Genomic DNA, 26,135 nt, shown 5'->3' on the forward strand with positions numbered 1-26,135 from the left:
TCACTTGGATGCGCGGTCACCGCCTTTGGCCGTGGCCGCGATTTGCCCGCACCAGCCCTCTTCCGGGGGCCAGTCGAGAAGTTGGGCGGCGGCCAGGAGCGCGCCACCAATAGGGGGGAGTTTCGGTTGCGCCGGCGGCCTGCCAATGCGGCGCTCAAGCGCGCTCAGGAGGATGCGGCTCGAAAAGGTGCCGCCGGCATAGGTCCATTCAGCACCCGGATCGCAATGTGCGGCAATAGCCAGATGATGCTTCGCGAGCTCTTCTGCTGCCTGTTCAAGCAGCTCCAGAGCGCCCTCGTCGCCACCTTGGGCAACCTCATCGACCAGCACTGCCAATGCCGCAATCTCCGCTCGTGGATTGGCAAGCCCGCTGACCCAATCGCCAAGCCCGTTCATCGGATCCGCCGCATCGAGATGAAGCCGGGAGAACAAGGCCTTAGCCAGCGCGGTCGCGGGAGCACGTCCGTCCAGGCTCTGACTGACGAGGTTGAGCGCCTTGCCCCCGATCCAGTGGCTGCTGCCTTCGTCCCCGATCACATCACCCCATCCGCCCGTGCGAGCAGAGGTGCCGGCGGCATTGCGTGCCCATGACATCGAACCCGTGCCGGATAGAATGAGAATGCCCGGTTGGCCGGCAAATGCACCGAGATGCGCCGCGTCAACATCGTTGAGCACCTGACGGCGGATATGTGGAAATGCCCGTTCGATAGCATCGCGTTGAAGCGCCGATAGGCGCTCGACTTCGCCATAGGCAGGCAGGGCAGCGGCAACAGCCGCTAGTCGTGGTTCATCGCGAAAGGGCTGCAGATGCCGCTCCAGCTCTTGCAGCCAGTTCGGATTGTCCATGGGGTTGACGCCGCTGCCGCGGGATGTCCGCAAGATCCGGCCGGCTCGGTCTGCAAGGGCAACCAGCACCTTGCTTCCACCACCATCGATGCCAAGGATCAGCTCGTCGCTCACTCCTTTGCCCCCGCATCGGCGATTGTCGTATCGACGCCGAAGTTGACCAGTTCGTCGCGCCAGTGGCGCGTCAATCCGGAGTCGGTGATGACCTTTGCAGCATTCAATGGCGCGACCTTGTAGGTCGCCATGGTCCCGAATTTTGAAGAATCGGCCAGAACGAAACGATTGGCCGATCGCGCCAGCATGTGCTGGTTGAGGCTCGCCTCCGCGCTATCCACGCTGTAGATCGCGCCGTCGTTGCTGATTGCGCTTGCGCCGAGGAAAAGCTGATCGAACCAGACCGTCTCGAGCATCGCCTCTGCCAGCGGCCCGACGAATGATGCATTCTCGCTGCGCAGCTGGCCGCCGAGCAGCACGACTTCGAGGTTTGGAATATTCAGGAATTCCTGCGCAACCGTCAGGCCGTTGGTGAAGATCCGGAGCGGCATGGGGTTGATGCGAATGAGGCGCGCGAGCTGCAGGACGGTTGTTCCCGCATCGAGAAAGATGGCCGTGCGCGGATGCAGCAGCTCATAGGCCGCGGTAGCGATCGCCCGCTTGGCCGACAGATGGCGCTTCTCCCGCTCCTGAAACGCAACTTCGACCGATGATCCCTCGGCAATCCGCGCGCCGCCGTGAACCCGGTCGATCGCGCCTTCCTGCTCCAGAATCTGCAGGTCTCTTCGAACTGTGGCAAGCGAAGCCCCGATCGCATCGGCGAGCGCCTGGATGGTCGAAAAGCCGTTCGCATAAAGATGGCTGCGAATGGCATCGAGACGATCGACCTTTACTCCAACTGCCTGGCTCAACGAAGAACTCCAACGGTCTTAGCCTTATTTTCAATCACATTTTCATCCAAAAAGATCATTGTCAATCAGATTTCTGATTTTTTATGATCTATTGGCGATGCGTTAAAACAAAAACGCGCCGTCAAATCGACGGCGCGCTCTGTGACAGGATCGCACTTGATTATGCATTGCCTTGCCGCCCGTTCTCCAGGCGGCCCCGCGTCAATGATAGCTGGGCAGGAGGTCGCCATGCGCCTCGATCAGATCGTCCACGAGCTTCCAGATCTGGTCCGGAGATAGTTCCGCAGACGTGTGTGGATCAAGGAGTGCCGCCTGGTAGATGCGGTCTCGCTTTTTCGTCAAGGCCGCCTCGACGGTCAGTTGCTGCACGGAAACGCTCAAGTTCATGACGGCGGCGAGCTGCGAGGGGATGCGTCCGATCCGGATCGGCTGAATGCCGTTTCGATCGACATGGCAAGGCACTTCGACGATGCATTCGTCCGGCAGATTCTCGATCAGCCCATTGTTCGGCACATTGCCATAGATCAAAGCCGGGTTGCCGGTGACTGCAGCATGGATGATGCCGGCGGCATATTCGTTGCTGCGGCAGACCTCGATCGGCTTGTCGCCTTCCAGCTCCTTCCGCAGAGCGTGCCATTCCTCGATCTGCACTTCGCAGCGGCGGATGTATTCGTCCAAAGGGATGTTGAACTGGTCGACAAGATCTCCGCGCCCCTCCTTGATGTACCAGGAGGTGTATTCGGAAAAATGCTCGCTGGATTCGGTCACAAAATGGCCAAGTCTTTTAAGCACATCGAACCGCACCCGATCATCCGGCGGAATGCGTCCTTCGGCGGCCAGCGCCTTGAGGCGCGGATAAAGGTCCTCCCGCCGCCCGTCGCCATGCACCTTCTCATATTTCAGGAAAAAGGCGACGTGGTTGATGCCGGCCGAAACATAGTTCACGTCGGCAATAGGCTCGCCGAGGCATTGAGCGAGGTGGGCGGCCGTGTGCTGCACGCTGTGGCAGAGACCGACCGTCCGGATCTCCGGGGCCAGTTCCTTGATGGCCCAGCAATTGATCGCCATCGGGTTGACGTATTGCATGAGGAGCGCCTGCGGGCAGACCTCCTGCATGTCGCGGCAGATCGCCTCCAGTACCGGGATGGTTCGCAGCCCGCGGAAAATACCGCCGATTCCAAGCGTGTCGGCGATCGTCTGCCGCAGGCCATATCTCTTCGGCACGTCGAAGTCGGTTACCGTTGCCGGCTTGTAGCCGCCGACCTGCATCATCAGGATCACGAAGTCGGAGCCGCGCAGCGCCTCGCGCCGGTCAAGCGTTGCTTCGACCCTGACATTTGCAAGCTGAAGCGACGCGCAAATCCGCCGGGCGACGATCTCCGACGTCTTCAGGCGCTCCGGATCGATATCGAACAGGCTGATGACGTAATCACCGCCGCCCTGCGACGACAGGACGTCGCCCAGAATATTCTGCGCAAAAACGGTGCTGCCCGCACCCACCAGACAAATCCTCGGCATTGCAATCTCCCATCAGGTCATCCAATGCTAATGCGCCTTCCAAACCAGAATTTCTTCCTGCTATTGGCCTATTAATTCCGGAATCCGAGTCTAGACGACAATGAGAAGCAATCACGAGCGCGGGGAATGGATCGGATCCAGAGGCCAGTTCCTGATCGAACGCCACACGGCGGACACGATGGCGGCGGCGCATTGGCACGATCATGTCGAGGTCAATCTGCTCCTGGAGGGCGAGATGACCTATCTCTTCAATGGGAGGCAGGAACAGGTTGAGGCCGGGCGGTTGGTCCTGTTCTGGGCCGCCATTCCGCATCAAACCATCGCGGTATCAGCGAATGCGCCGCTGGTGTGCGCTTATCTTCCCCTCGTCGATTTCCTTGCCTTGCCAATCGATGGGGAGGCCCGGCAAGCGATCATGCAGGGCCGGTTTCTGCGCGAAAGAAATCGCGAGATGCCAGACACAGTCATGATCCCGCTGTGGGAAAAGGAATGGCGCACGGGCAATGCCGTCAGGCAGAGGCTGATCGTGGAGGAAGTGAGGCTGCGAATGCGGCGCCTTATCCTGGACAATTCAGAAAGCGGCGATTCCACCATATCCATCTCGCCGGTCTCGTCGGGCGGGCAGACGGTTCGTTATGTGGAGACGCTTACCAATCTGATCAATTCTCAATATGCAAACCCGATAAGCGTAACGGATCTCGCAGGGCTTGCGGGTATACACGCAAGCACCGCCAATAAGGCGTTCCGAAGTGTTCTCGGCATATCGGTAAATGATTATCTCACGCGCTATCGGATCGCGAGGGCGATGCAGCGGCTGACGGATACCAACGATCCGGTGCTGCAGATCGGCTTTGACTGCGGCTTCGGCTCTAGCAGCCGCTTCTACGAAATCTTCAAGGAACGAACGGGGACAACGCCTCGTCAATTTCGAGAATCGATCGGTTCGGTCAGACCTACCTCACCTTGAGAAAGTTCGAGCGTCGGGCAACCAATTTTCGGCAAGCGCGGCAGCTCAATTTTAAACACCTAGCTTGATATCGCTACGCTGTATATTCCACTTGGCATTGCGCGCCCTTATTTTGCCCTCGCTTTGCGCCAGGCACAATGGCTGCGTATCCCGCGATTCGATTCTGAAAGTGAAAGGCAAGGAAATGTTCGTAAAATTGGCGACCACCGCGCTGGTCCTGTTGGCCACGACTGCACAATCTTTCGCTTCGAGCGATGATGCCTGGAATGCGCTTTTCGCGAAGGTGAATGGGACGTGTATCGGCATGTCACGCATGAACACGCCTGAAGTTTCCGCCCCGATCGTCTTCGATGACGCAACCGGCAAGGTCGCGATCCTGCTGCGTGGGTCACTCGGAAAGGCCAAGGGGCGCGCCCAGATCGTGAACCTCCTGTGCCTATACGACAAGAAAACCGGCAAAGCTTCGATTGCCGAGTATCAGTGGCCGGGGAAATGATTTCGAAAACGAAAAGTCTTCCCGAGGCAGCGTGCTTAACTTGCCGCTGCTTCGTGGACGTTTGTTTGTGGGTTCGGAGGAACCATCAGCGCCCTTGAGCGCCGTGTGCGTATCGGAATACCTGAACGTTGACGCCATCGATGACGTTTTCGGTCACCAGATCGATCTGATGCTGTTTCCAAAGCTCATCAATATATTGTAGAATCTGGCGATGCACGCCCGGTGCGCCCGCATTGAACAGCTGCTCATGGCTATCGTAGGCAAAGTCCGGGACCCTGGCGACGACTATAGCCTCAGGCGGAGTTTCCTGTAGCTGCTTCAGAAGCAGCCGCCCCTCGTCCTGACTCATGAAATCGAACCATGGTATCGGTGAACGGCCAAACGGCTTTCTATCTGCCAGCAGCGTGAAGATCGGGATATTGGGAAAGCCCAGCACCTCACCTGAAGGCGTGGTCGATGAGGACACGGCGGCAACGGTCGCGGCAATTCCGGTCGCATTATGTTCGTCGATACACAGGCCACTCAATCGGCCGGACATGGGCGAGCAGGTGCTCGCTCCTATTTCTCCAGTGCTTATTCCCCACCAACTATATGGATTGGCGAATTTGGTTGCGGCAAACGCTCCGCAGGCATGAACAGCAAGCAACATCACGAATATAGGCATTATCGCAGATCGTGATGTTACGGACATTCCCGATGCGATGAGTATGCCGATTCCGAGAAACGCACTTATTTCTGACAGGCCAGCCGATGTTCCATTGCCGATCATCAATAGAAGGCCAAAAGCACTCACTATCAACAGTGACAATGTCCGCGTGATATGCCTTCGCCTAATCCTTATAAGAGCGACGATTATTCCGATACAATAGACATTGAAGGCGATGACTATGAAGAGAAAATTCAGCTCATAGCTTTTTGGTAGGCTGACTAAAGGAATTTCGAACTCTATTTTGAGCCTATGGGCAATAACGGTCAAGCTTATCAGTATAAATCCTAATATAGATGCGACCGCGCGTGGATTCCAATTACGAGGCTGCGAGGATGCTGCGCCAAGGAAGGAGTGAGCGAAGACTTTGGCCGGATGTTTGGATCGAGAGTTTACTGCAACAAAAGCTGATTTCGCAGCAGAGAAGCAAAGAACAAGAATCAATGCTGAAATGACGGTCCTTGCAACAAAAATAGCGGCGGCAAGATTGGCACCGGCGAAGTCAGCCTGGAAGAAAAGCTGCCTTATCCAACCCGAGGCAATCGCTGAATTGCCCTTCGCGGAAGCGGCATGAAATGCCGTTTGGTCGAGAAAGGCAAAAAGTGCTTCGTTTCGGGCAAGCCATATCAAAACGGCGATAAGCGGAGCCAGTGCACCGGAGAAGAATAATATCGAGTGCTTCAGTATTGATGTCTTTGAAACGTAATAAATTGCGAATAACGCAACGAAGGTCATACCGATACTAACAATGCCAGCATTGGACTGTTTGGAAAGGGTAGCGATGGCTAGAAAAAATCCGGATGCAAATAGAAAGATTGCATTGCCGGATCGAGCATATCTTACAACGCCTAGGCACCCTAGAAGCATGTAAAGCGTAGCAAATTGAGTGAAGTCATATCCGATATAGGCATTGCCGAATTGATAATAAATTGCCGCAACAATTGCGGCGAAAGCCGATACCCAACGGTCAAAAATAAAGCGGAGCAAGTCAAAAGTTGTAACGGCAATGGCTGCAATCACAACGATGCCGAGAAGCCTGAGCGCCCAAAATCCGTCGCCAAATATCCTGTCAAACACAATCAGCGTCATTGGATAAATGGGCGGGATCAGTAAGTTAACGTCTCTATACATAAAGATGTTACGCTTAAAGGCGTCGACATAAACGTGAAACCAGCCCTCAGTGATTGGGAAGTAAACAAAGGCGTAGGAGGCGGCGTAGAGTGCGGTGACGCCTATGGGAGCCAACGACAGCCAGGCGAGCGGGAAAGTCGAAGGAATAGATGGCAGGCGAAGCGTGGGCCCTCGCTGTACGGCGCCTTCCACTGTCAGCCTGATTGCCGTTAGGATCAGTTGCCTGTGGGCTCGGAAGATCAAGGCCAGCGGAAATGCGAGAAGCAGGACCAGGGCCAGGACAATGCCAATTCCGAAGCGCCATGACAGCGTGCTGTCCACCTGCATTTTAAAGTTCGAAATATTTCCTTGCCAGCGCCGGGTCTGAACGTGACCATCGCCGACACGGAAGTTCGCGCCAGGCAGGCGGACGGAAGAATCCACTATCGATTGCCAGGGATGGTTTCCGAGCTTTGCGAAGACGTAGCTGCGATCCAGGGCCTCTATTTCCAGATGATACTCTTTCCCGAACTCTATTTCTCCCAGCGGTATCAAGAAATTCTGGCCATTGCCCTTTCCAGCCATGACCATCAGGTCTTTTCCCGCCAATTCGATCCTGACGCCGGAATTTCCATCATCGGTCTGCATTATGTTGGGATAGAAGCCATCTCGCAGGGCTGTAAAATCCATGCTCGCACGAAAATATGTGCCCCTGCCTCGTATGCTCAAGTCACCCAATGACACTGGCGCCGCGCCGTCAGCAACCTGTACAGCGTAACTGCCTACGGGTTTGCTATCGAATTGCCTGACTTCGTTGACGACCCGGGGGAATAATAGAGCAATTGTCAGCAGAATCGCGGACAGCGCAATCGAAAGAACCACCTGATTTTTTGGCGGGTGGTACCTATATCCCAACATATTCAGCCCCACATTGTATTCCCAACGTAGGGCCTATCGCAGGATTCCGACGGTCTGTGAAGGTGTTGATTAAAGTTGATGATCGCTATTCCCGCATGTGACCTCAGGTCCGGGAGGCGCGATTGGGGTCGTGATGGCCGGATATCCTACCTGCACTGCCGGCGTTTCGAATTCCTCAACCGACATATCTTCCGAAGGTGCGGCAAAAAGTTCTCGTAGTTTTTGAGTGGTTTGGCGGCGGAGTGCCATAGACAATCTGGCCTCACAGACGGCTGAGGAAATGTGGCGGCTTTCGCCGCCACGACCAGCTTGGTTACTTCGGCAGCTGTGCCCCGGCCTGCACCACCGCATTTGCAATGGTTTCGCAGAACTGCTTCTCGGTGACGTTCTGCGCCTTTGCAGAGGCTGCAAGATTCTGAGTGATGCCCATCGCGGAAATCGTGCCTTTCTGGCCCTCTTCTTCCGCGGCATCTCCCTTTGCCTTGTCTGACGGCGGCGGGATGAGGGTGAGCATTTTCTGCTGCACATCAACGGCTGCGCCGTCTATGTGGCCCGAGGTCTGGCAATATTTCAGGATGCCAAGCTGATTGCGAGCCGAATTGTAAGCCATTTCCATCTGATCGGTTGTTGCCTGCGCAAAGGCCGGTGCGGCGAATGCCAGAGCTGCGATGCTTGTTAGGATAATTTTCCTCATATAAAACTCCCGATTGTTTCCACATGGTGCGATGTATCCTCAATCGCGCACAAGGCAATACTCAGAAACATTTCGATAGTCGTCTTTCAAGAAAACCATGGGTCGCTTGCGTTTAATCCGCTTCGTCTTCGAAGTCGCGCGGCGTAGAAGCCAGGGCGACGCGGATCATCCGAGACATTCGGCGCCCTGCGCCATCGCGGGCAGGAGCGTTCAATGCAATTGGGCTGGATAATCCTCCAGCCCAAGGCAATCACACGGGTCTATTCAGTCGATGACCCTATATCAGGCCATACTGCCGCGCCTTGTTGCGCAGGAATGGCAGGCCGTTGCCCATGACCTCTTCTTCGTCCTTGGCGACCGGCCGCCAGACCGACAATCCGTAGGCCAGCTCCGGCGGCATGTTGATGAAGCTTTCCATCGCAAGCCCGCCCTTGAAGCCGATCGCCGCAAGGGTCGCGAAGATTTCATCCCAGTCGCAGGTGCCGTAACCAGGCGTGCCGCGATCGCTCTCCGACAAGTGGATGTATTTGAGGTGGTCGCGCGCTGCCAGAATGCCGTTGGCGGCGCCCTTCTCCTCGATGTTCATGTGATAGGTATCGAGGTGAACGAAGACATTGTCGGCGCCGACGCGCTCGATCATCTCGACCGCCTGCCAGCCGGTGTTGATCAGATGGTTTTCGTAGCGGTTGACCGCCTCGACCCCAAGCTCGATGCCCTGACCCTTGGCATGCTTGGCAGCAGCCGTCAGAACCCGGGCTACATTGTCATATTCCTTTTGCGTCGGAGGAACGCCGGTGCGCTCCCCGATACCGCCATAGATGACGCCGGAGAGCGCCTCGCCGCCGAGCTCTGCGGTCTTGTCGATTGCGACGGTCAGATGCTCGATAGCAGCCTCCGGGCGGACCGATGCCCAGGCGGGTTCGGGAAGGCCCAGGGAGCAGACTGCCCGCAGCTTGTGTTTTTCAAGCAATGCTTTCGTATGAGCCGTGTCGACAGCCGGAGGATTGAGCATCGGGATTTCGATGAAGTCGACCTTGTATTTGACAGCGGCGGCCACGGCCCGCTCCGCGCCTGACCGGTCCCAGTTCATCGTCCACATGCTGGTGTGAACACCAAAGCCTTCCATAGCTTTCATCCTTTTCTATTGGTGGGGAATTTGTAGTGCGATGCGACCCAGCGCAGGATCATCACGCCGACGAGGAGCAGGCCCCAAACCGCCGTCGCAAGATGCTGATTGGCACCCATCAGGTTCAAGCCCGATGACAGGAGCTGCAGGACGACGAGCGCCACGAACACCGGTATGACACGCCCAAAGCCGCCGAATGGGTTGATGCCGCCGAGGAAGCAGGCAAGCACCGTGATCAGCAGATAGGATTCGCCGTGGCCGACGCGAACGGAGTTGAAGCGGGCCAGCATGATGATGCCTGCAATCGCGCACATGGCACCCGACAGGGCGTAGACGAGCACCACGACCTTGCGCGTATTGACGCCGGAATAGCGGGCGGCTTCGATATTCGAGCCGATCATGTAGGTGTTGAAGCCAAGCTTCGTGCGCGTCAGCAACAGATGCCACAGCACCACGCAGACAATGAAAACGATAAGCGGGACGGGTACACCGAGCAGCGTTCCTTGGCCGAGAGGCTGGATGAAGGCCGGAAAGCCCGAGACGTCGCCGCCGCGCGTCAGGAATTCGCCAAGACCGCGCAGGAAGATCATCATCGACAGGGAGACGAGGATCGGGTGGGCGCGGGTATAGGCGACGACGAAGCCCATCACCACGCCGCTGGCCGTTCCCACCGCGACCGCCAGCAGGCAACCGAGCGCGAAAGCAAGCGGGCCGGCATCAGCCCCGCCGTTTGCCTGCAGGACCCAGGCGACGGTCAGGCCAGCGATGTTTGCGGTAAAGGTAATAGCGAGATTGAGCCCGCCTGTCAGGATGGGCAGCAGCATGGCAAGCGTCAGCAGACCAAGCTCCGGTAGCTGAAAGGCAACCGAGCCGAAGGTCGCAGCACTCAGGAATTGCGGCGACGCGATCCCGAAGAACAGCATGACCGCAAGGAAGGCGAGCGACGGTCCGGCCATTTCGGCGCCAATGCGCTTTTGGAAACTCTGCACGAATGCGGTCATCACACGTCTCCTTCTTTGCGCATGAACGGCATGAGGCGCTCGATCCGCGTATTCGACAGCGTGATGGCAACCAGAATGATGGCGCCGATGATCATCTTGAAGGCGAAGGGCGAGACACCCATCAGGTTGAGCCCGTTCTGCGTGATGGAAATCAGCAGCACGCCGAGAACGCAGCCGAACACCGATCCCTTGCCGCCGCCGAGGCGTGCGCCGCCAAGGACGACCGCCGCGAGAACATCGAGCTCGCGGCCATAGAGCGCGTTCGGAACGACCTCCTGGGCATAGTGCGCCTGTACGAGGCCACCGATCCCGGCCATTAATCCCAGCCATCCGAATGCGATGAACTGCATGGCGCCGATATTGATGCCGAAACGGCGTGCGCCTTCCGGATTGTCGCCAAAGGCATAGAGTTGCCGACCGATTGTGGTGCGGGTGATGAGTATCCAGGTGGCGACGACGCACGCCACCATGACGAGGACCGGAAGCGTGATTTCGATCCAGCCGCCGTCAGGCATTTCATGCTCGAACAGGACCACCTTGGTCGTCAACCAATCCGGCAGATCATAGATCGAAACGCCCTTGGTGAAGAACATCAGGAGCCCGAAATAGATGTTGAAGGTCGAGATCGTCGCAACGATGGAAATGATGCGAAAGCGGTGAATGAGAAAGGCGTTGATCGCTCCGAGCAGGATGCCGATCGATGCCGCGATCAGCAGGCCCGAAACCCAACCTCCCCCGCCGATCCAGCCGAGCGCGATCACGGTCAGATATTGGACGACGGAGGCGGCGACTGCAAAGGAGATATCGATCCCGCCGGCAATCAGGACCACGAGGAGGCCGACCGCGAAGATGATGTTGACTGCACTGGTGTTCAGCAGGTCGAAGCTGTTGCCGAGCGAGAAGAAAGTGTCGGTTGCGAAGGATAGGAACACGCAGATGACGATGGTCACCGCCAGCAGGGAGCTTTCCGTCGCGTGGGTGCTGATGAAATTACGCATAGACGGCAGCCTCGATATCGTGAAGGGAGCATTGCCGTGGATCGAAGGAGCCGACGATCCGGCCCTGTGCCATGTGCAGAACGCGATCCGCATTGAAGTAAACTTCCGGCACCTCGTCGGAAATCAGGATGATCGCGAGACCGCTCTTGGCAAGTTCGGCGACGATGTCGAAGATGCCTGCGCGTGCCCCGACGTCGACGCCGACCGTTGGCGCATCAAGGATCAGAAGCTTCGGATCGGTCGCCAGCCATTTGGCGATGGCAACACGTTGCTGATTGCCGCCTGACAATGTCGAGATCGCATCCTGCTGCCGGCCGATCTTGACCCCGAGTTCTTGGATCCAGTGGCTGACGAGGCTCTCCTTCTTTGCATCGGATAGAAAGCCGCCGGCAAGAATTTTGCGTAAGGACGAAATCACCAGATTATCGGCGATCGATTGCGGCTGGATGAGCCCAAGCGACAGGCGATCCTCCGAGAGATAGGCAATGCCGGCCTTTATCGCGTCGCGATTGGACGAAAATTCTACAGGCTTGCCATCCAGCGTGATCGTTCCGGAATCCGGTTTCGCCATGCCGAATAGCGCCAGAGCGAATTCCGTTCGCCCGGCCCCGAGCAGGCCGGTGATGCCGAGTGTCTCGCCGCGCCGCACCGTCAGGGAAATATCGTCGAACTGGCCGCGCCGGCTGAGCGCCTTGACATCGAGGACAACGGGCTGCTGATCCTTTGGCGTGGCGCGCACCTGATTGTCGAACGTCTTGCCTGTCATCAATTCGGTAATGCGCGACTGCGTCATGCCCGCGGTCGGATAGACGCCGACCAGAGCGCCATCTCGCAGCACGGTCAGCCTGCTCGATATGTCTAGCACCTCCGCAAGCCGATGGCTGACGAAGACGACGGCCACGCCGGAGGCGGAAAGATTGCGCACGATCTGAAGAAGATGGTCGGTTTCCGATTGCGTGAGCGATGCCGTCGGCTCGTCCATGAAGACGATCTTCGCTTCGCCAACCAAAGCACGGGCGATAGCGACGATCTGCCGTTGAGCGATCGCAAACTCCTTGAGGGGCAGATCGACATCAAGCGTGACACCCAGCCGGTTGAGCGCATTGACCGCCAGCCGTCGCATCTGACGGTAATCGACGAGGCGCGGCCAGCGGCCAAGCACGGTCTGAAACGCGATATTTTCCGCAACGCTCATCTCGGGAAACAAGGCAAGATCCTGCCAGATCACCTGAATTCCCTTGGCCTGCGCGGTAACCGGCGACATGTGGCCATAGACCTGACCGTCATATTCGATGACGGCGCCTGGCGCTGGCTGATAGACACCCGTGATGATCTTGATCAGAGTGCTCTTGCCGGAGCCGTTTTCGCCAGCGAGACAATGAACCTCGCCCGGGCGCACCTCGAAGGCCACGTTCTTCAGAGCCTTGACGCCACCGAAGGTGATATTGATGTCGCGCAGCGAGAGCAGCGGCTTGCCGCTCGCAATCGTGCTATCGATCTGAGACATCCAGATAATCCGTTCGATGCAAATTTGATTCGTGAACTGGCCGGGCCAGCCGAAGCCAGCCCAGCCTGCCGGGAGGAAATCGTCCCGGAATTAAAGGCCCATTGCGGCCAAGTCGCCCACGGTCTCTTTGTTGATCTGAACCAGCTGATCGACAATGATATTGTGGTTCTTGAAGTCAGGATGGATCACGCCGAGACCTTCGATGGTTTCGCCATCCTTGATCTCTTCACCCTTCATCAGCTTCTGCGCGAGCGTCACGAAGACTTCACCGGCCTGCTTGGGATTCCACATGAACCCGCCCGATATGGCATCGGACTTAAGCAGCTTCTGACCCTGGCCCGGAGAGAAAGGTCCAAGCACGAAGATCTTGCCGATCTTGCGGCGTTCCTCGACGGCACGGCCGGCGCCGATCGGTCCCTGGCTTCCGAAGGCAAGGAAGCCCTTGATATCGGGATGCGCGGAAATCAGGTCGAGCGCGGTGCTGCGGCTCTTGTCGACATCCTCGGCAACGCCGTAGCGGTCGCCAACGAGCTTCATGTCGGGATAGTTCTTCTTCAGGTAAGCGATGGCAGCATCGGCCCAGGCATTGTGGAGCGGCACCGTCAGCGAACCGACGAACACGGCATATTCGCCCTTGCCGCCCATCTTCTCGGCCAGCAGCTTGCCATAGGCTTCACCGAAGCCGGTCGAGGAGGCCAGCTCGAAATCCCAGTCGGCACCCTTCTGGCTCGGCGATTCATGGGTGATGACAATGATGCCCTTTTCCCTCGCCTTGCTCAGAACCGGTTCGAGCACCTTGGCATCATTCGGGACGACGCCGATCACCTTGACGCCTTGCGCGATGAGATCCTCGATCGCGCGCACCTGAAGCGCCGGGTCGGCACTTGTCGGGCCGATCATCGATGCATCGACACCGAGTTTCTTGCCCTGCTCCTTGATGCCGGCTTCCATGGCGTTGAACCACGGGATGCCGCCGATCTTGACGACGACGCCAACTTTTCCGGTGTCGGCAGCATAGGCTGACATGGCGGTGCCAAGCGAAAGCGTTGCTGCAAGCGCAGCCAAAGCGAATATCTTCATGATTTCTCCTCCACTGTTGTTGACCAGGAAAATCAACCTCGTCAGGCGCCCTCCTCCAGGGCGTGAAATGGCCTGCGACGCTCGCTCCCGGCGATCACCTTTATTGAACAACCCATCACATGCACAATCGATATTTCTTGTGTGCACAATCGATGGTGCAGAAAACATCGATCATAATTGCCTTTCCGTCAAGGGGGTTTGAAGGCTAAGAAGAATTCAAGGAGATGCGCATGAAGAAAGACAGCAGGAAAAAGGCGACGATCTACGACCTTTCGGTCCTATCGGGCAGTTCGGCGTCCACCGTGAGTGCGGTTTTGAACGGCACCTGGCGCAAGCGCCGGATCAAGGAAAGCACCGCGGATCTGATACGCAATCTGGCGGAGGAGCAGCAATATACGACGAACCAGCAAGCAAGAGGTCTTCGCAGTTCCCGTTCCGGCCTTATCGGGCTGATGCTGCCGGTCCATGACAACCGATATTTTTCTTCGATGGCGCAGACATTCGAGGCGCATGTACGCAAGAGAGGGCAGTGCCCGATCGTCGTAAGCTCAAGCCGTGATCCGGAAGAGGAGCGACAGACCGCCGAAACCCTTGTTTCCTACTCGATTGACGAGCTTTTCATCTGCGGAGCGACCGATCCGGACAGCGTGCATGAAATATGCGAGGCAGCCGGATTGAAGCACATAAACATCGACTTGCCGGGAACCAAGGTGCATTCGGTCGTCAGCGACAACTACGAAGGTAGCCGCATCCTTACGGAAGCGATTATTCGGCAATTTCCCGCCGACAACCCCTTGAGCTCGGATGAGCTGTTTCTGTTTGGTGGCCGAAACGACGAAGCCAGCCGCGAGCGCATCCGAGGCTTCAGAGACGTCAAGCGTGAGCTGCTTGGAAGCGATTTCGAAGCGTCAATTCAGCCGACGAACTACTCGCCAAACACGGCGCGCGTCGCATTCGAGAAATTCTTCAACGAGCGGCAACGCTTGCCCCGCGCATTGTTCGTCAATTCGTCCATCAATTTCGAGGGACTTTTGCGATTCATGTCAAACCATCCGCGCGAGCTTTTCGCCGATCTGGTCGTCGGCTGCTTTGACTATGATCCGTTCGCGTCTTTTCTGCCCTTCCCGGTGCTGATGATACGGCAGGACGTCGAAGGCATGATCACCAAGGCGTTCGAACTCATCAAGGAACCATTGTCGACACCGAAGGTGTATTTTCTTCGTCCGGAACTCGTTGCGCCCCGCACGGCGTTGTCCGGACCGTTGGATGGCCTGAAAGACATCGTTTGAAAGCGGCGACCATTTCCCAGCGATCGATCCAGGCGTGAATGCAGCAGCGTGACGAAGTGCAGGCCCGTCACATTGCCTGACGGTGTTCGAACCTCCATGAAATCATCCATAACAAATGCACGCTCGTTCCAAGTTAGGAAAGCGTCTACAACCGGCTCATTCGAGAGTCGGGACGCATGCGCGCGATCGAGTCCTCAGCCTCACGGTCGGGCATGATTCGTGTGGACTGCAGAAATCACGGAGCAGATAGTTTCATGTTCGCCAATCGATCCAAAGCCAAGCTTAACCGTGTGATGACGGTGTTGCTAACACTCCTCGCGATAGGTGCCACGACGCCGGCTTGGGCCATCGATTGCAGCAAGGCAACCGATCCCATCGACGTGAGGATATGCGGCAATGCAAGTCTCAAGGCGGCCGATGCGGCAATGGGGCAGGCCTATAATGCGCTTCTGAAGACAGCGCCGGATGCGGATGTCCGGGCAATGCTCATCAGTAGTCAGCGCCGATGGATCGCAGCGCGCAACGCTACTTTGGGTGAAGATTCTCAAGGCAAGCCATTGCCGATCAGCGAGCTGCGAAAGGCGATTACCGATCGGACCAGCCGCCTCAACGATCGTTCGGACAAGGGATTTGTGGCAGAGGCCGCAGCGCAGCGCCGCTTCCTGGCAAAATACAGCGGCGGCACCTTTTCCGGATTTGACGCCGGCTGCGAATTTATTCCGAACGACAAGAGCATGACGAGTTTCTCCTATCAGTGCTACGGCGCCATGCATGTTCAAAACAGGGACCGGCTCTGCAGTGCACAGACGGAATGGGCCACGTGGTCCCTCTACGAATATTATGGGGTCAGCACCGTCCAGGGCGATACCGCGAAGCTTTCGGCCGTGTGCAGCGATCAGTCCGGCGATATCTGCGCTGCCGGCAACGACAAAGGCGAAGATTCGAGCTGGAAGCTCAATCCTGACAAGGATGAGCACTTCTCATCGGCAAATCCGAATCTCCCCAAGCTTGACGTCGAAGGCCTCTGGCCTCTCGAGGAGGCCGATGCCACCTGGTTCGACCAATGCCTGACCAGCCCAACCTATCCGCCGGCACAATAGCAGGGTGTTCGCCGCCGGCGCAGGCGACTGCATCATCAGCTGAGAAGTCCTGCTGGCAAGATCGATAAGAAATTCCTCTGCTCACCGTGCTTGCGCTCGTCAGAGGAGGTTTAACCTGTGCCCGCGATCATGCGCACCGGACAGGCACGCGATCTGTCGGTATGCCTGGCTAAGCACAACGGATCTAGCCAATGGCGGAGGTTGTCGTGCCCCTGATCACCAGATGGGTCTCTAACACATAACGGACGTCGCGGATGCTGCGGTTGTCCAGCATTTCCAGCAGCAACGAGACGGCCAGCTTGCCGGCTTCGTTAGAGCGATTGGACACGGAGGTAAGCCCCGGATAGGTGACGGCGCCGAGCACGTCGTCACAGCCGATCAGGCTGAAAGACACGGGCACAGAGACATTCTGTTCCGACAGTCCGGCCAGAACGCCCTGTGCCGTCAGGTCGTCGAAGGCGATTGCAGCGGTCGCGCCGGATGCAAGGATCGCACCGACGGCATTGCGGCCGGAATTATAGCTCGCCAGCACGGCCGGTACGATCTCGATTTCCATGCCGAATTTTGAAGCGGCGGTGCGGATCGCCGTGCGTCGCTGCTTGTTCGACCAGGAGTTCGACGGGCCGCTCACGTAAACGATCCTGCGGTGGCCGAGTTTTGCGAGGTGCTCCACGGCTTGGCGGACGCCGGAGCCGCTGTCGATCAGCACGCGCGGTATGCCCTCGATATCGCGATTGATGAGCACCAGGGGCAACTGGGCCGCGTGCGCGCGAATGCGTTCGTCGGTGAGGCGCGAGGAGGCGAGCACGAGACCCTCCACCTGACCGGCAAAACGCCCGACCAGCTTGTCTTCCTGCTTGGGATTTTCCTCCGTATTGCCGAGGAAGATGCAGAAATCCGAGCGATCGGCTTCGAGTTGAGCCGCCTGTATCAGCGGCGGGAAGAAAGGGTTGGCGATGTCAGGCACGATGAGCCCGATATTGCCGTGCCGCCCAGTGCTGAGCGCGCGGGCGGTATGGTTCGGCACATAACCGAGTGCTTCCGCCGCCTTCATGATCCGCTCCACCGTTTCCGGCGAGAGCATGTCCGGTCGGGTAAAGGCGCGTGACACGCTGGAACGCGCCACGCCGGCCGCATCCGCGACTTGGCTAATCGTGACGCCCTTGGTCCGCTTGATCATTGTGTCTTGAAACTCGCCCGTTCTGGACCCGCTTACCATAAAGTTCACAGCCTCATCAATCGACGCAGACAGACTGCCATTCATCCACTTGACATGCAACCGGTTGCATGAAAGTCTCTAGCCAACAAGAACACGGGGAACTGCAACGGATGTGGCCAGGAAGCATGGCCTCGCGCCGCAGGTTTCCGCATGCCTGAACCTGGAGACAGCATTGACTCTCGCCGCCGTCCTTCGCCCCTCGCCGAACTCGCGGCGCATCTTTGATCAGCTTGTGGTCGAAAGCTTTGCAACGCGGAGCGATATGGGCGCTGCCGCAGCAGCGGATATCGCGAGGGCCCTTGCAGAGCGGCTTTCCACCCAGCTGAATGTGCGGATGGTCTTCGCCGCCGCCCCCAGCCAGGCGGATATGCTTGGCGTACTCGCTCGCATATCCGGTATCGACTGGAGCCGCGTCACCGCCTTCCATATGGACGAATATATCGGGTTGGACGCCTCCTCCCCGGCGCGTTTCGCGAACTGGCTCGATGCGCATGTCTTCACGCGGCTACCCTTTGCCGCTGTGCATCGGATAACACCGGAACCGGATGCCGATGCGGAAGTCGCGCGCTATGCTGCTTTGCTGGATCAGGCGCCGATCGACTTTGTCTGCCTTGGCATCGGCGTCAACGGTCACATCGCCTTCAATGATCCGCCGGTTGCCGATTTCAACGATCCGGCTGATGTAAAGATCGTCGAGCTGGACGATATCTGCCGCCAGCAGCAGGTGGACGATGATTGCTTTCCTGACCTAGGATCCGTACCGCATCATGCGATTACGCTCACCGTACCGAGGCTGATGCGCGCCGACCGTCTGTTCTGCGTCGTGCCGGGCGCCATCAAGCGCGATGCGGTGTCCAAGACGCTTCATGCGCCGCTGAGCACGGAGTGCCCGGCAAGCATCCTGCGCACGCATCCTGCCTGCACCCTTTACATCGACAAGGATTCCGATCCCGATGCCTGAGAACACTGTCATCGATGCCGACGCACTTTGCGAAAGCTATTTCGCTGCCACCCAGGCGCTGATGCGCCGGGTTCTGGAGGAAGAAAAAGCACCACTGGATCTCGCGGCGGCTAAGCTTGCTGACCAGATCGCAGCCGACCGGCTGGTCCATATTTTCGGTCCCGGCGGCCATTCCAACCTTGCCGCGCAGGAGGTGTTTTTCCGTGCCGGCGGCCTGATGCATATCAGTGCTGTTCTCGACGAGGGTACACTTCTTTCCAACGGTGCGTTGCGTTCCATGGCCATCGAGCGCACGCCGGGTTACGGCAAGGTAGTCATCGCCAACCAACGCATCGGTGCGGATGATCTTCTAATTCTCGTCAACGCCTATGGCATCAACGCAGCACTGATCGATGCCGCGCTGGAAGCACGCAATCGCGGCGCCTTTCTCATCGGCGTCAGTTCGCGTGAGCACGCCGCCAATACCTCGCCGGATCACCCGGCCCGCCACCCGACCAAGCAGAACCTGCACGACATCGTCGACATCGCTATCGACTGCAAGGTGCCGATCGGCGACGCCGTTGTCAGTGTTCCCGGCATGGGCGAAAACATTGCGGCGATTTCGACTTTCGCCAACGCATTCGCGCTGAACTGTCTGGTGATCCGCACGGTTGCCAAGCTTGTCGAGCGCGGCATCGAGCCGCCCGTCTGGCGAAGTGGCAATGCACCGGGTGGCGACGAAGCGAACAGCCGTTTCATTGCCAATTTCCAAGGACGGGTAAAGGCGCTCTGATGGTTGTTGTCGACGGCATCGATCCCCGCACAGGCAAAGGTATGGCGATCGAGATCGCCGACGGGGTGATCGCCGCCATCCGGCCGGCGGAAACCACCGCCACCACCTATCTTTCGGCCGGCCTGATCGATCTGCAGGTCAATGGCTTCCGCGGCTTCGACCTCAATGCCGGCGCGGTGACGCCGGACATTCTGCTGTCGCTCTGCGAAGAGCTCCTGAGCGTCGGCGTGACGACCTGGCTTCCGACCGTCATTACCGCATCCGAAGCGTCGATACTCCGGGCATTGCAAGCAATTGCCAGGAGCCGTGCTGACCATCCAATGGTTGCCGCAATGGTGCCGGGCGTCCATATCGAGGGCCCGTCGATTTCCGAAACGGACGGTCCACGTGGTGCACATCCTCTGGCACATGTCCGGCCGCCGTCAATTGCGGAATTCGAACGCTGGCAAGAGGCTTCCGGCAACCTCGTTTCCATGGTGACGCTCGCGCCCGAGCATGACGGTTCGATGGAATATATCCGGGGGCTTGCGGCGCGAGGCGTGCTCGTTGCCCTCGGCCATACGGCGGCCACGCCGGAAGAAGTGCACGCGGCGGCGGAAGCAGGCGCCACGCTCTCCACCCATCTCGGCAATGGCGCGGCATCGATGCTGCCGCGCCATCCGAACGTCATTTGGGCACAGCTTGCCGACGATCGGTTGACGGCAAGCTTTATCGCTGATGGCTGGCATCTGCCGGCCGATACCTTCAAGACCATGCTGCGCGCCAAGGGCATGGAACGAGCCATCCTGGTTTCGGACATGGTGGCACTGGCGGGAATGCCGGCCGGGCTCTATCAGCAACCGGTCGGCGGTAGCGTCGAGGTCTCTCCGCAAGGCCGCATCGGAGTCGCCGGCACGCCTTATCTCGCCGGAGCCAGCCTGCCGCTATCTGCCAACGTTGCGATTGCCGCGGAAATGGCCGGAATTCCCCTTACCGACGCCCTTGTGCTTGCCACGCAGAATCCCGGCCGTTTTGTTGGCGGGCGCGGGCGATTGGAAGTGGGTGCGCGGGCCGATCTCATTCGTTTCGAGTGGTCGCAAGGCGAGCGCGAGATCAAGGTTCGCGAGACCTGGATCGGTGGCGAAAGGGTGTTCTGCAAATGATCGAAGCCGGCGCCGCCATCATCGATATCACACCGACGCCCGGGCTTTCGATGTCCGGCTTTGCGGCCCGCAGCCTGCCGGCTAAGGGCGCGCATGACCCATTGACGGCGCGGGCGGTGGTGATCGGCGACACCGCGGTGGTCGTGGCTGATGTCATCGGCATCGATGCTGGCATGAGTGCCAGGATACGGCAACGCTGCGCCCTGCCGGCCGACAATATCGTGGTTGCAGCCCTTCACAATCACGGCGGGCCGGTATCCATGGCGAGAAGGCTCAGCCTTACAGCCGATCCGGCCTATCTCGAACGGCTGGAGGACGCCTGCGTTGCGGCGATCGACAAGGCAGTGGCCGCACGCCGGCCGGCAAGGATAGTGGTGAGTCAGGGAAGCGACCCGGACATAGCGCGCAACCGTTGCCACCCCGACGGGCCGGTTGACACCTCATTGACGCTTTTGCGGATCCGCGGCGAAGACGGGGCGATGATCGCCGTGGTGACGGCCTATGCCTGTCATCCGGTGGTGCTGGGCGCCGACAACCTGCTCTGGACTGCGGACTATCCGCATTTCGTTCGCCGGTCACTGGAAGAAGCCTATCCCGGCGCGATCGCGCTGTTCATGACCGGCTGCGCCGGCGACGCGAATACCGGACACTCGGCGCATGCCTCGATCACGTTGGCCGCTGATCCCGAGCGAAGCTATGAAGCCGCCCAACGCATCGGTGGCAAGATCGCCGAGGCCGCGCTGACCGCAGACGAGGTACCGATTGCGGACGATATCTCCGCCCGTAACGGCACTGTCATGCTCGCTTTTGAGCGTCGCGAAACCGAAGCGCTGGATCTCCTCGAAGAACGCTGGCGCAATGAGGCTTTGACCGCCGAGCCTGCTCGTAAAAACCTGCTTGGCTATTGGGCCGATTGGGCGAAGAACATCGCGCCGACCGCGCCAGCGCCGCTTGCCGCCCGTGTTACGGTGCTGAATTGGGGCGGCATACCGATCGTGGCCTTGCCTGGCGAGATCTTCACCGAGACTGTGCTTGCGATCCGTGCAGCGCTTGGGCCTAAAAAGCCCGCTTTTGTCATTGGTTTTGCCGATGACAATCCCGGCTATATCCCGCCCGCCAGCGAGTTCGCATACGGTGGTTACGAGGTTGACGAAGCCCACCGCTATTACGGTCTACCGATGACATTCGCGCCGGGTTCGGCCGAAGCGCTGGCCGCCTGCGCCATCAAATTGGCGACTGAGGGGGATCTCGCCGCATGATCCGCACCTTCCTCAACGCCTATCCGATACTTGACACGCAACCGGTTGCATGAGAGCTTTTTACTAACAAGAATAAGGGAACAGAAACGTGAAAAACGCATCAGTGAAATTGAAGATCTCGACGCGCGCTCTGCTTATGAGTGCGGCATTTGCGGGCGCACTTCTCTCCGGCATAGCCTCGGCCTCCGCCGAAACCCTGACCGTGTGGAGCGGTTATCCGGAAATGGAGCCGTTCTACCAACATGTCGCGGAAGGCATGAAGGCGTCTCATCCCGATTTGCAGGTAAAGGTCGAGGCTATTGCGCTGCGCGAGCATGAAAAGCGCGTGGCCCTTGGACTGACTGGCGGCGGTCAGGAAGGCGTGACCGTCATCGAGCTTTCCGGCTCCACGGCAACCCGCTACCTCGAAAACGACCTTCTTCCGAAGGCTCCGGACGATATCTCGGCTTTCGTCAAGGACAGCAAGAACTTCGACAAGTTCTTCATCGATAGCGCTAGCTACGACGGTACGGTCTATGGCGTGCCGCTTTTCCGCGGCCAGGGCGCGCTTTACTATAACACCGACATGTTCAAGGCTGCCGGCCTCACCGCGCCGCCGAAGACCATGGAGGAGTTCTCGACCTATGCCGAGAAGCTCACCAAGCGTGATGCTTCGGGCAAGGCGACTGTCTCGGGCTGGAGCCTGCGCCTTTCCGGCGGTGGCCAGGGCATTGCCGAAAAATTCTGGCTCAACCTGCATCAATTTGGCGGCGCCATACTGGTTCCAGCCGGTGACGGCAAATGGAAGACCGATTTCGCCAATGAAGCCGGCCGCAAGGCACTGAAGCAGTATCTGACCAACATCTTCACCACCAAGACCGTGACGCCCGAAATGCCTGCCGATGCCGACGCCTTCGAGCGCGGACAGACGGCCATGTTCATGCGGGAATCCTGGGTGATCGGCGATATCGCCAAGAAGGCGCCGGACCTGAAATATGCGACTGCGCCGCTGCCGAGGGGCTCGATCGCGCTTCCCACAAACCTCTATGTCGCCGGTGACAATGCTGCCATCGGCTGGGAGTTCGCCAAGGCTGCCAATTCTCCGGACAATCTTGTCTGGCTGCTTCAGAATGTCGGCTGGCTGCCGAACCGCGCCGGCCTCGACTATTCAAGCGTCACCTCGAAACAGCCGGCCTTTGCCGCTTTCGTCGACTACCCGAAGAACTATGAGTTCTTCACCCTGCCGTCGATCGGCCCGATCGAGGAAATCCTGACCCGCGTCGCGGCCCAGCTCGTCGTTGCCTTTGGTGATCCGTCGCTCGCCGGCGACGATGCCAAGATCGACGCTTTCCTGAAGGGCAGCAGCGACGAAGTGAACACCATCCTCGATCGCGAAGGCCTGCTGGCAAAATAAGGGCCCTGCGCTCTTGCCGACACCACCGCCCGGGACATCATGGTTCCGGGCATTCTCGAAGATAGTGGTTCCCATCCGCCCTGCGGCCGAACCCACTTGTCTACAGGCCATGACCGAATGCTGAAGCGCAGACGATTCCTCTTTGCGATCCTCGCGATCCTGCCGACATTGGCGATCTTCGCCTATGTCCGCCTTTATCCGATCGTCGATACGTTGAGGCTCAGCCTTTACCAGTGGAATATCCTGTCGAAGAACAAGCCCTTCATCGGGCTTGCCAATTTTCGCGAGTTGATGGGAGACCATCTCTTCCTCGACGCGCTGGTCAACACGACGATCATTGCCTTTGGTGTTCTTATAGTGACGATCCCGACTGCGCTTGTCATTGCAGCGCTGATCTTTCACCGCACGCGCTCAAGGATGGCCGGGTTTTATGAAACCGCCGTCTTCATTCCGCATGTCGTCTCGCTGGTGCCGGCGGCCATGGCCTGGAAATGGATTTTCGACGCGCGCCTGGGGCCGCTCAACGCGCTTCTGGAGTTTTTTGGCATCCCGGCTCAGAACTGGCTGTTCGACCCCGTTCTATCGGTCATCTGCATCATCGTTCTCTGCTCGTGGCAGGCGCTCGGCTATGCCGTGCTGATCTACATCGTCGGCTTCAAGAATCTGCCAGTTTCGCTCTATGAGGCGGCGAAGCTCGATGGCGCCTCGGGTCCGCAAAGCTTCTGGTATCTCTCCATCCCGATGCTGAAGCCGATTACGCTCTACGTTTCGGTTGTGACGCTGGTCTCCGGCTTTAACGTCTACGCCCAGGCCTTCGTGCTGGCCTCCGATGCGCAGGGTGCGCCCGGACGGCAGGTACGCGTGCTCGTCCTAGACATGCTGGAAAACAGCTTCCGTAACTATCGCGTCGGCTACGCGGCCTCCGAAGCCGTCGTGCTTCTGGTTATCGTGCTGGGGCTGACACTCATCCAGTTTTCGATGCTGCGGGAAAGGGGCAAGGCATGAGGGCCGAGACCATGCGCGATAGCGAACTCACATCAGAAGAACTGGCAGATGGCGTGCGCCTGCGCCGCAAGCGGCGGCTGACCAACCTTGCGATCGACATCTTCCTGGCGATCGTCTCGATCCTCATGCTGCTGCCGCTGCTCTTTCTGGTCGCGAATGCCTTCAAAACGCCGGCGGAAATGCTTGCCTGGCCGCCGACCATCATCCCGCACGACCCGACGCTTGCGAATTTCTCGGCAGTGCTCGGCGAGACGCCGCTTCTGCGATGGATCGGCAACAGCATCGCCTTCGCCGTCATGTCGACCATCGCCATCGTCGCTACCTCGGCGATTGCGGGCTACGTGTTCGGCAAGTTTCGCTCCCGGACGATGAGCCTCCTCTTTGCCCTGTTTCTGGCGACGGCCATCGTGCCGTTTGAAGTCTATATGATCCCGCTCTATTTCCAGGCCAAGAGCCTCGGCATCCTGAATTCCGTCTGGGGACTGCTGCTCGGTTATCTGGTGATGAGTTTCGGCATCTTCCTGATCCGCCAGAACGTTATCCACTCGATCCCGGACGAGCTTCTCGAGGCGGCGCGCATCGATGGCGCTGGTGAATTCTGGATCTTTTTTCGTATCGTTCTGCCGCTATTGCGCGGTGCGCTCGGCGCTCTCGCGGTGCTCGCCTTCTTCCAGGCCTGGACGGCCTTCGCCTGGCCGATGATCGTCGCGACAACGCGGTCCAGCTACACGATCGAGGTGGGGCTGGCGCTCTTCCAGACCGGCTTCACCGTCGATCTCGGGCGTCTGAGTGCTGCTTCCGCGACAGTTCTGATCCCATCCATTCTGCTCTTCGTCATCCTTCGCCGCAACTTCGTGCAGGGCGTCGCCAGCACCGGGCTCAAGGAGTGATGTCGATGCAATTCCTCGAAGAGGCGCGCAGGACCTACGTGGCGGCCAATGCCGGCACGCTCTACTGGCTGCTTCAGCGGCCGACGCTCGGCGGCGGGTTCCTCAACACCAAGCAGAACAGCCTGACGTTGAAGAATTACGACCGCGAGGATGGCGTCCGCGGCCCGGATTTCACCTACGGGTGGATACAGGGTCGCGGGTTGGAGGCGCTGGTCGACCATGCGGAATTCTTCGAACGGGAGCTGCCGCCGCTTGCCGAAAAGCTGGATGCTGCTGGTCGCCAACTCTATGGCCTTCTGGCGGCCCTGCAGAAGCCAGATGAACACGCCTATTTTTGCTATGATCGCGATATGACACCGGTCTATGCGGATGCTGCCGGCAGCGTCCGTGGCCAGCAGAAGCCGGAGCTGATCTATTCCTACTCGGATGCTTTCGTCGCCAAAGGGCTTGTCGCTTCCGCCAGCCGTTATCGCCTGCCTGCTCTCGCCGACCATCTCGCCTATCTCGACCGGGTCGTCGCATCGGCCGAGATAGGACGCTTCCAGATGGATGAGCGCCGGCCGCTCTCGCTCGACAGTCTCGCCGTGCAGGCAGAGGATTTCGGCCCGCGCATGATCCTGCTCGGCGCCGCCGGCATGCTGAAACGCTTCGGCCACACGGCGCATCTTGTCTATGCCGACCGTTTCATCTCCCATGTCATCGACCGGCATCTCGATGCGGCAACCGGCTTGCTCCGCAATGTGCCAGGTGAGGATGATTGCAACGCCGGCCATGGCATCGAATTCGTTGGCTTTGCGCTTGACTACCTCGATGCCGAAGCCGATCCGGCGCTGATCGAGGCGCTGGAGCGCATTCTCATCTCCTCTTTCGACAAGGGCTTCGTTGGCCCGGGTATCGTAACGGCGATTTCGATTGCCTCAGGTGAGCCGCAAAGTCCCTATTGCCCCTGGTGGTCACTGCCGGAAGCGATCCGCGCCGCAGCACTTGTTCACCAACGCACCGGCAGCGCGGCAAGCCTGCGCATATGGGAGACGGCGCATGCGGCTTTCTTCGAAAATTACTGGCGTGGCACGCCGCCGATTGCCTACCAGACCATGACGAAGGAAGGGCCGGTGGATTTCGTTCCGGCCACCCCCGACCTCGATCCCGGCTATCACACCGGCCTCAGCCTGCTCGCTGCCATTCGCGCCGCCGACCATCTGATGCTGCAAAATCAACCAATCTCAGGATAGA

The 26,135-nt window shown here is 58.8% G+C and carries 23 protein-coding genes; 12 read left to right on the forward strand and 11 right to left on the reverse strand.

Annotation, left to right across the window (positions count from 1 at the left end; translation table 11 throughout):
- From ACQZ6F_RS30450 to melA, 3 genes are all read right to left on the reverse strand, one after another.
- Positions 1–960, reverse strand: a complete 960-nt coding sequence (locus ACQZ6F_RS30450) for an N-acetylglucosamine kinase (RefSeq protein ID WP_449094937.1) — start codon at positions 958–960, stop codon at positions 1–3.
- Complete coding sequence (locus tag ACQZ6F_RS30455; protein ID WP_449094938.1) at positions 957–1,751, reverse strand: DeoR/GlpR family DNA-binding transcription regulator; 795 nt, start codon at positions 1,749–1,751, stop codon at positions 957–959. The genes ACQZ6F_RS30450 and ACQZ6F_RS30455 overlap by 4 nt, the downstream gene beginning before the upstream one ends.
- A gap of 201 nt (positions 1,752–1,952) precedes the next feature.
- Positions 1,953–3,269, reverse strand: a complete 1,317-nt coding sequence (gene melA / locus ACQZ6F_RS30460) for an alpha-galactosidase (RefSeq protein WP_449094939.1) — start codon at positions 3,267–3,269, stop codon at positions 1,953–1,955.
- A 100-nt stretch (positions 3,270–3,369) separates the two neighbouring features.
- Between melA and ACQZ6F_RS30465 the strand changes: the two genes are divergently transcribed.
- Together ACQZ6F_RS30465 and ACQZ6F_RS30470 are read left to right on the forward strand one after the other, a co-directional pair.
- The gene (locus ACQZ6F_RS30465) at positions 3,370–4,236 is read left to right on the forward strand and encodes a helix-turn-helix domain-containing protein (RefSeq protein WP_449094940.1); all 867 of its coding nucleotides are present in this window, start codon (positions 3,370–3,372) and stop codon (positions 4,234–4,236) included.
- Between the two features lie 184 nt (positions 4,237–4,420).
- Positions 4,421–4,732: a hypothetical protein gene (locus ACQZ6F_RS30470; protein ID WP_449094941.1), complete on the forward strand. Its 312-nt coding sequence runs from the start codon at positions 4,421–4,423 to the stop codon at positions 4,730–4,732.
- An 85-nt stretch (positions 4,733–4,817) separates the two neighbouring features.
- On the opposite strand, the gene ACQZ6F_RS30475 is transcribed toward ACQZ6F_RS30470, so the two are convergent.
- The 7 genes from ACQZ6F_RS30475 to ACQZ6F_RS30505 all read right to left on the reverse strand — a co-directional run bounded on the left by ACQZ6F_RS30475 (position 4,818) and on the right by ACQZ6F_RS30505 (position 13,872).
- A complete protein-coding gene (locus tag ACQZ6F_RS30475; protein WP_449094942.1) occupies positions 4,818–7,238 on the reverse strand; it encodes a glycosyltransferase family 39 protein in 2,421 nt (806 codons plus the stop codon).
- Between the two features lie 541 nt (positions 7,239–7,779).
- The gene (locus tag ACQZ6F_RS30480; RefSeq protein ID WP_068389326.1) at positions 7,780–8,160 is read right to left on the reverse strand and encodes a pore-forming ESAT-6 family protein; all 381 of its coding nucleotides are present in this window, start codon (positions 8,158–8,160) and stop codon (positions 7,780–7,782) included.
- A gap of 277 nt (positions 8,161–8,437) precedes the next feature.
- Positions 8,438–9,286 carry a sugar phosphate isomerase/epimerase family protein gene (locus ACQZ6F_RS30485; RefSeq protein ID WP_449094943.1) on the reverse strand — a complete coding sequence of 283 codons (849 nt, stop codon included), beginning with the start codon at positions 9,284–9,286 and terminating at the stop codon, positions 8,438–8,440.
- A 5-nt stretch (positions 9,287–9,291) separates the two neighbouring features.
- Positions 9,292–10,287 (reverse strand): ABC transporter permease, encoded by a 996-nt coding sequence (locus ACQZ6F_RS30490; RefSeq protein WP_449094944.1) that lies wholly within the window; start codon positions 10,285–10,287, stop codon positions 9,292–9,294.
- A complete protein-coding gene (locus tag ACQZ6F_RS30495) occupies positions 10,287–11,285 on the reverse strand; it encodes an ABC transporter permease (RefSeq protein ID WP_449094945.1) in 999 nt (332 codons plus the stop codon). Before ACQZ6F_RS30495 ends, ACQZ6F_RS30490 begins: the two co-directional genes overlap by 1 nt.
- Positions 11,278–12,792 carry a sugar ABC transporter ATP-binding protein gene (locus tag ACQZ6F_RS30500; protein ID WP_449094946.1) on the reverse strand — a complete coding sequence of 505 codons (1,515 nt, stop codon included), beginning with the start codon at positions 12,790–12,792 and terminating at the stop codon, positions 11,278–11,280. The genes ACQZ6F_RS30495 and ACQZ6F_RS30500 overlap by 8 nt, the downstream gene beginning before the upstream one ends.
- Positions 12,793–12,882: 90 nt before the next feature.
- A complete protein-coding gene (locus ACQZ6F_RS30505) occupies positions 12,883–13,872 on the reverse strand; it encodes an autoinducer 2 ABC transporter substrate-binding protein (RefSeq protein ID WP_068389342.1) in 990 nt (329 codons plus the stop codon).
- A gap of 230 nt (positions 13,873–14,102) precedes the next feature.
- On the opposite strand from ACQZ6F_RS30505, the gene ACQZ6F_RS30510 reads away from it, so the two are divergent.
- Together ACQZ6F_RS30510 and ACQZ6F_RS30515 are read left to right on the forward strand one after the other, a co-directional pair.
- Positions 14,103–15,161, forward strand: a complete 1,059-nt coding sequence (locus tag ACQZ6F_RS30510) for a LacI family DNA-binding transcriptional regulator (protein ID WP_068389693.1) — start codon at positions 14,103–14,105, stop codon at positions 15,159–15,161.
- Between the two features lie 254 nt (positions 15,162–15,415).
- The gene (locus tag ACQZ6F_RS30515) at positions 15,416–16,261 is read left to right on the forward strand and encodes a lysozyme inhibitor LprI family protein (RefSeq protein WP_449094947.1); all 846 of its coding nucleotides are present in this window, start codon (positions 15,416–15,418) and stop codon (positions 16,259–16,261) included.
- Positions 16,262–16,445: 184 nt separating this feature from the next.
- Here ACQZ6F_RS30515 and ACQZ6F_RS30520 read toward each other — a convergent pair whose 3' ends face one another.
- Complete coding sequence (locus ACQZ6F_RS30520; RefSeq protein ID WP_449094948.1) at positions 16,446–17,441, reverse strand: LacI family DNA-binding transcriptional regulator; 996 nt, start codon at positions 17,439–17,441, stop codon at positions 16,446–16,448.
- Positions 17,442–17,742: 301 nt separating this feature from the next.
- Between ACQZ6F_RS30520 and ACQZ6F_RS30525 the strand changes: the two genes are divergently transcribed.
- The 8 genes from ACQZ6F_RS30525 to ACQZ6F_RS30560 all read left to right on the forward strand — a co-directional run bounded on the left by ACQZ6F_RS30525 (position 17,743) and on the right by ACQZ6F_RS30560 (position 26,134).
- Positions 17,743–18,441, forward strand: coding sequence for a 6-phosphogluconolactonase (locus ACQZ6F_RS30525; RefSeq protein WP_449095065.1), 699 nt, complete (start codon positions 17,743–17,745; stop codon positions 18,439–18,441).
- On the forward strand, positions 18,434–19,213 hold the full coding sequence (locus ACQZ6F_RS30530) for a sugar isomerase domain-containing protein (RefSeq protein WP_449094949.1): 780 nt from the start codon (positions 18,434–18,436) through the stop codon (positions 19,211–19,213). Before ACQZ6F_RS30525 ends, ACQZ6F_RS30530 begins: the two co-directional genes overlap by 8 nt.
- Positions 19,213–20,355 carry an N-acetylglucosamine-6-phosphate deacetylase gene (locus ACQZ6F_RS30535; RefSeq protein ID WP_449094950.1) on the forward strand — a complete coding sequence of 381 codons (1,143 nt, stop codon included), beginning with the start codon at positions 19,213–19,215 and terminating at the stop codon, positions 20,353–20,355. Before ACQZ6F_RS30530 ends, ACQZ6F_RS30535 begins: the two co-directional genes overlap by 1 nt.
- Positions 20,352–21,614: a neutral/alkaline non-lysosomal ceramidase N-terminal domain-containing protein gene (locus tag ACQZ6F_RS30540; RefSeq protein ID WP_449094951.1), complete on the forward strand. Its 1,263-nt coding sequence runs from the start codon at positions 20,352–20,354 to the stop codon at positions 21,612–21,614. Before ACQZ6F_RS30535 ends, ACQZ6F_RS30540 begins: the two co-directional genes overlap by 4 nt.
- Positions 21,615–21,702: 88 nt before the next feature.
- The gene (locus tag ACQZ6F_RS30545; RefSeq protein WP_449094952.1) at positions 21,703–23,007 is read left to right on the forward strand and encodes an ABC transporter substrate-binding protein; all 1,305 of its coding nucleotides are present in this window, start codon (positions 21,703–21,705) and stop codon (positions 23,005–23,007) included.
- Between the two features lie 117 nt (positions 23,008–23,124).
- The gene (locus ACQZ6F_RS30550; RefSeq protein ID WP_077470580.1) at positions 23,125–24,012 is read left to right on the forward strand and encodes a carbohydrate ABC transporter permease; all 888 of its coding nucleotides are present in this window, start codon (positions 23,125–23,127) and stop codon (positions 24,010–24,012) included.
- Positions 24,009–24,902 carry a carbohydrate ABC transporter permease gene (locus tag ACQZ6F_RS30555; protein ID WP_449094953.1) on the forward strand — a complete coding sequence of 298 codons (894 nt, stop codon included), beginning with the start codon at positions 24,009–24,011 and terminating at the stop codon, positions 24,900–24,902. The genes ACQZ6F_RS30550 and ACQZ6F_RS30555 overlap by 4 nt, the downstream gene beginning before the upstream one ends.
- Before the next feature lie 5 nt (positions 24,903–24,907).
- The gene (locus ACQZ6F_RS30560) at positions 24,908–26,134 is read left to right on the forward strand and encodes a hypothetical protein (protein ID WP_449094954.1); all 1,227 of its coding nucleotides are present in this window, start codon (positions 24,908–24,910) and stop codon (positions 26,132–26,134) included.
- Position 26,135: the final 1 nt, after the last annotated feature.

It is taken from the genome of Rhizobium sp. A22-96 (genome assembly GCF_053521805.1).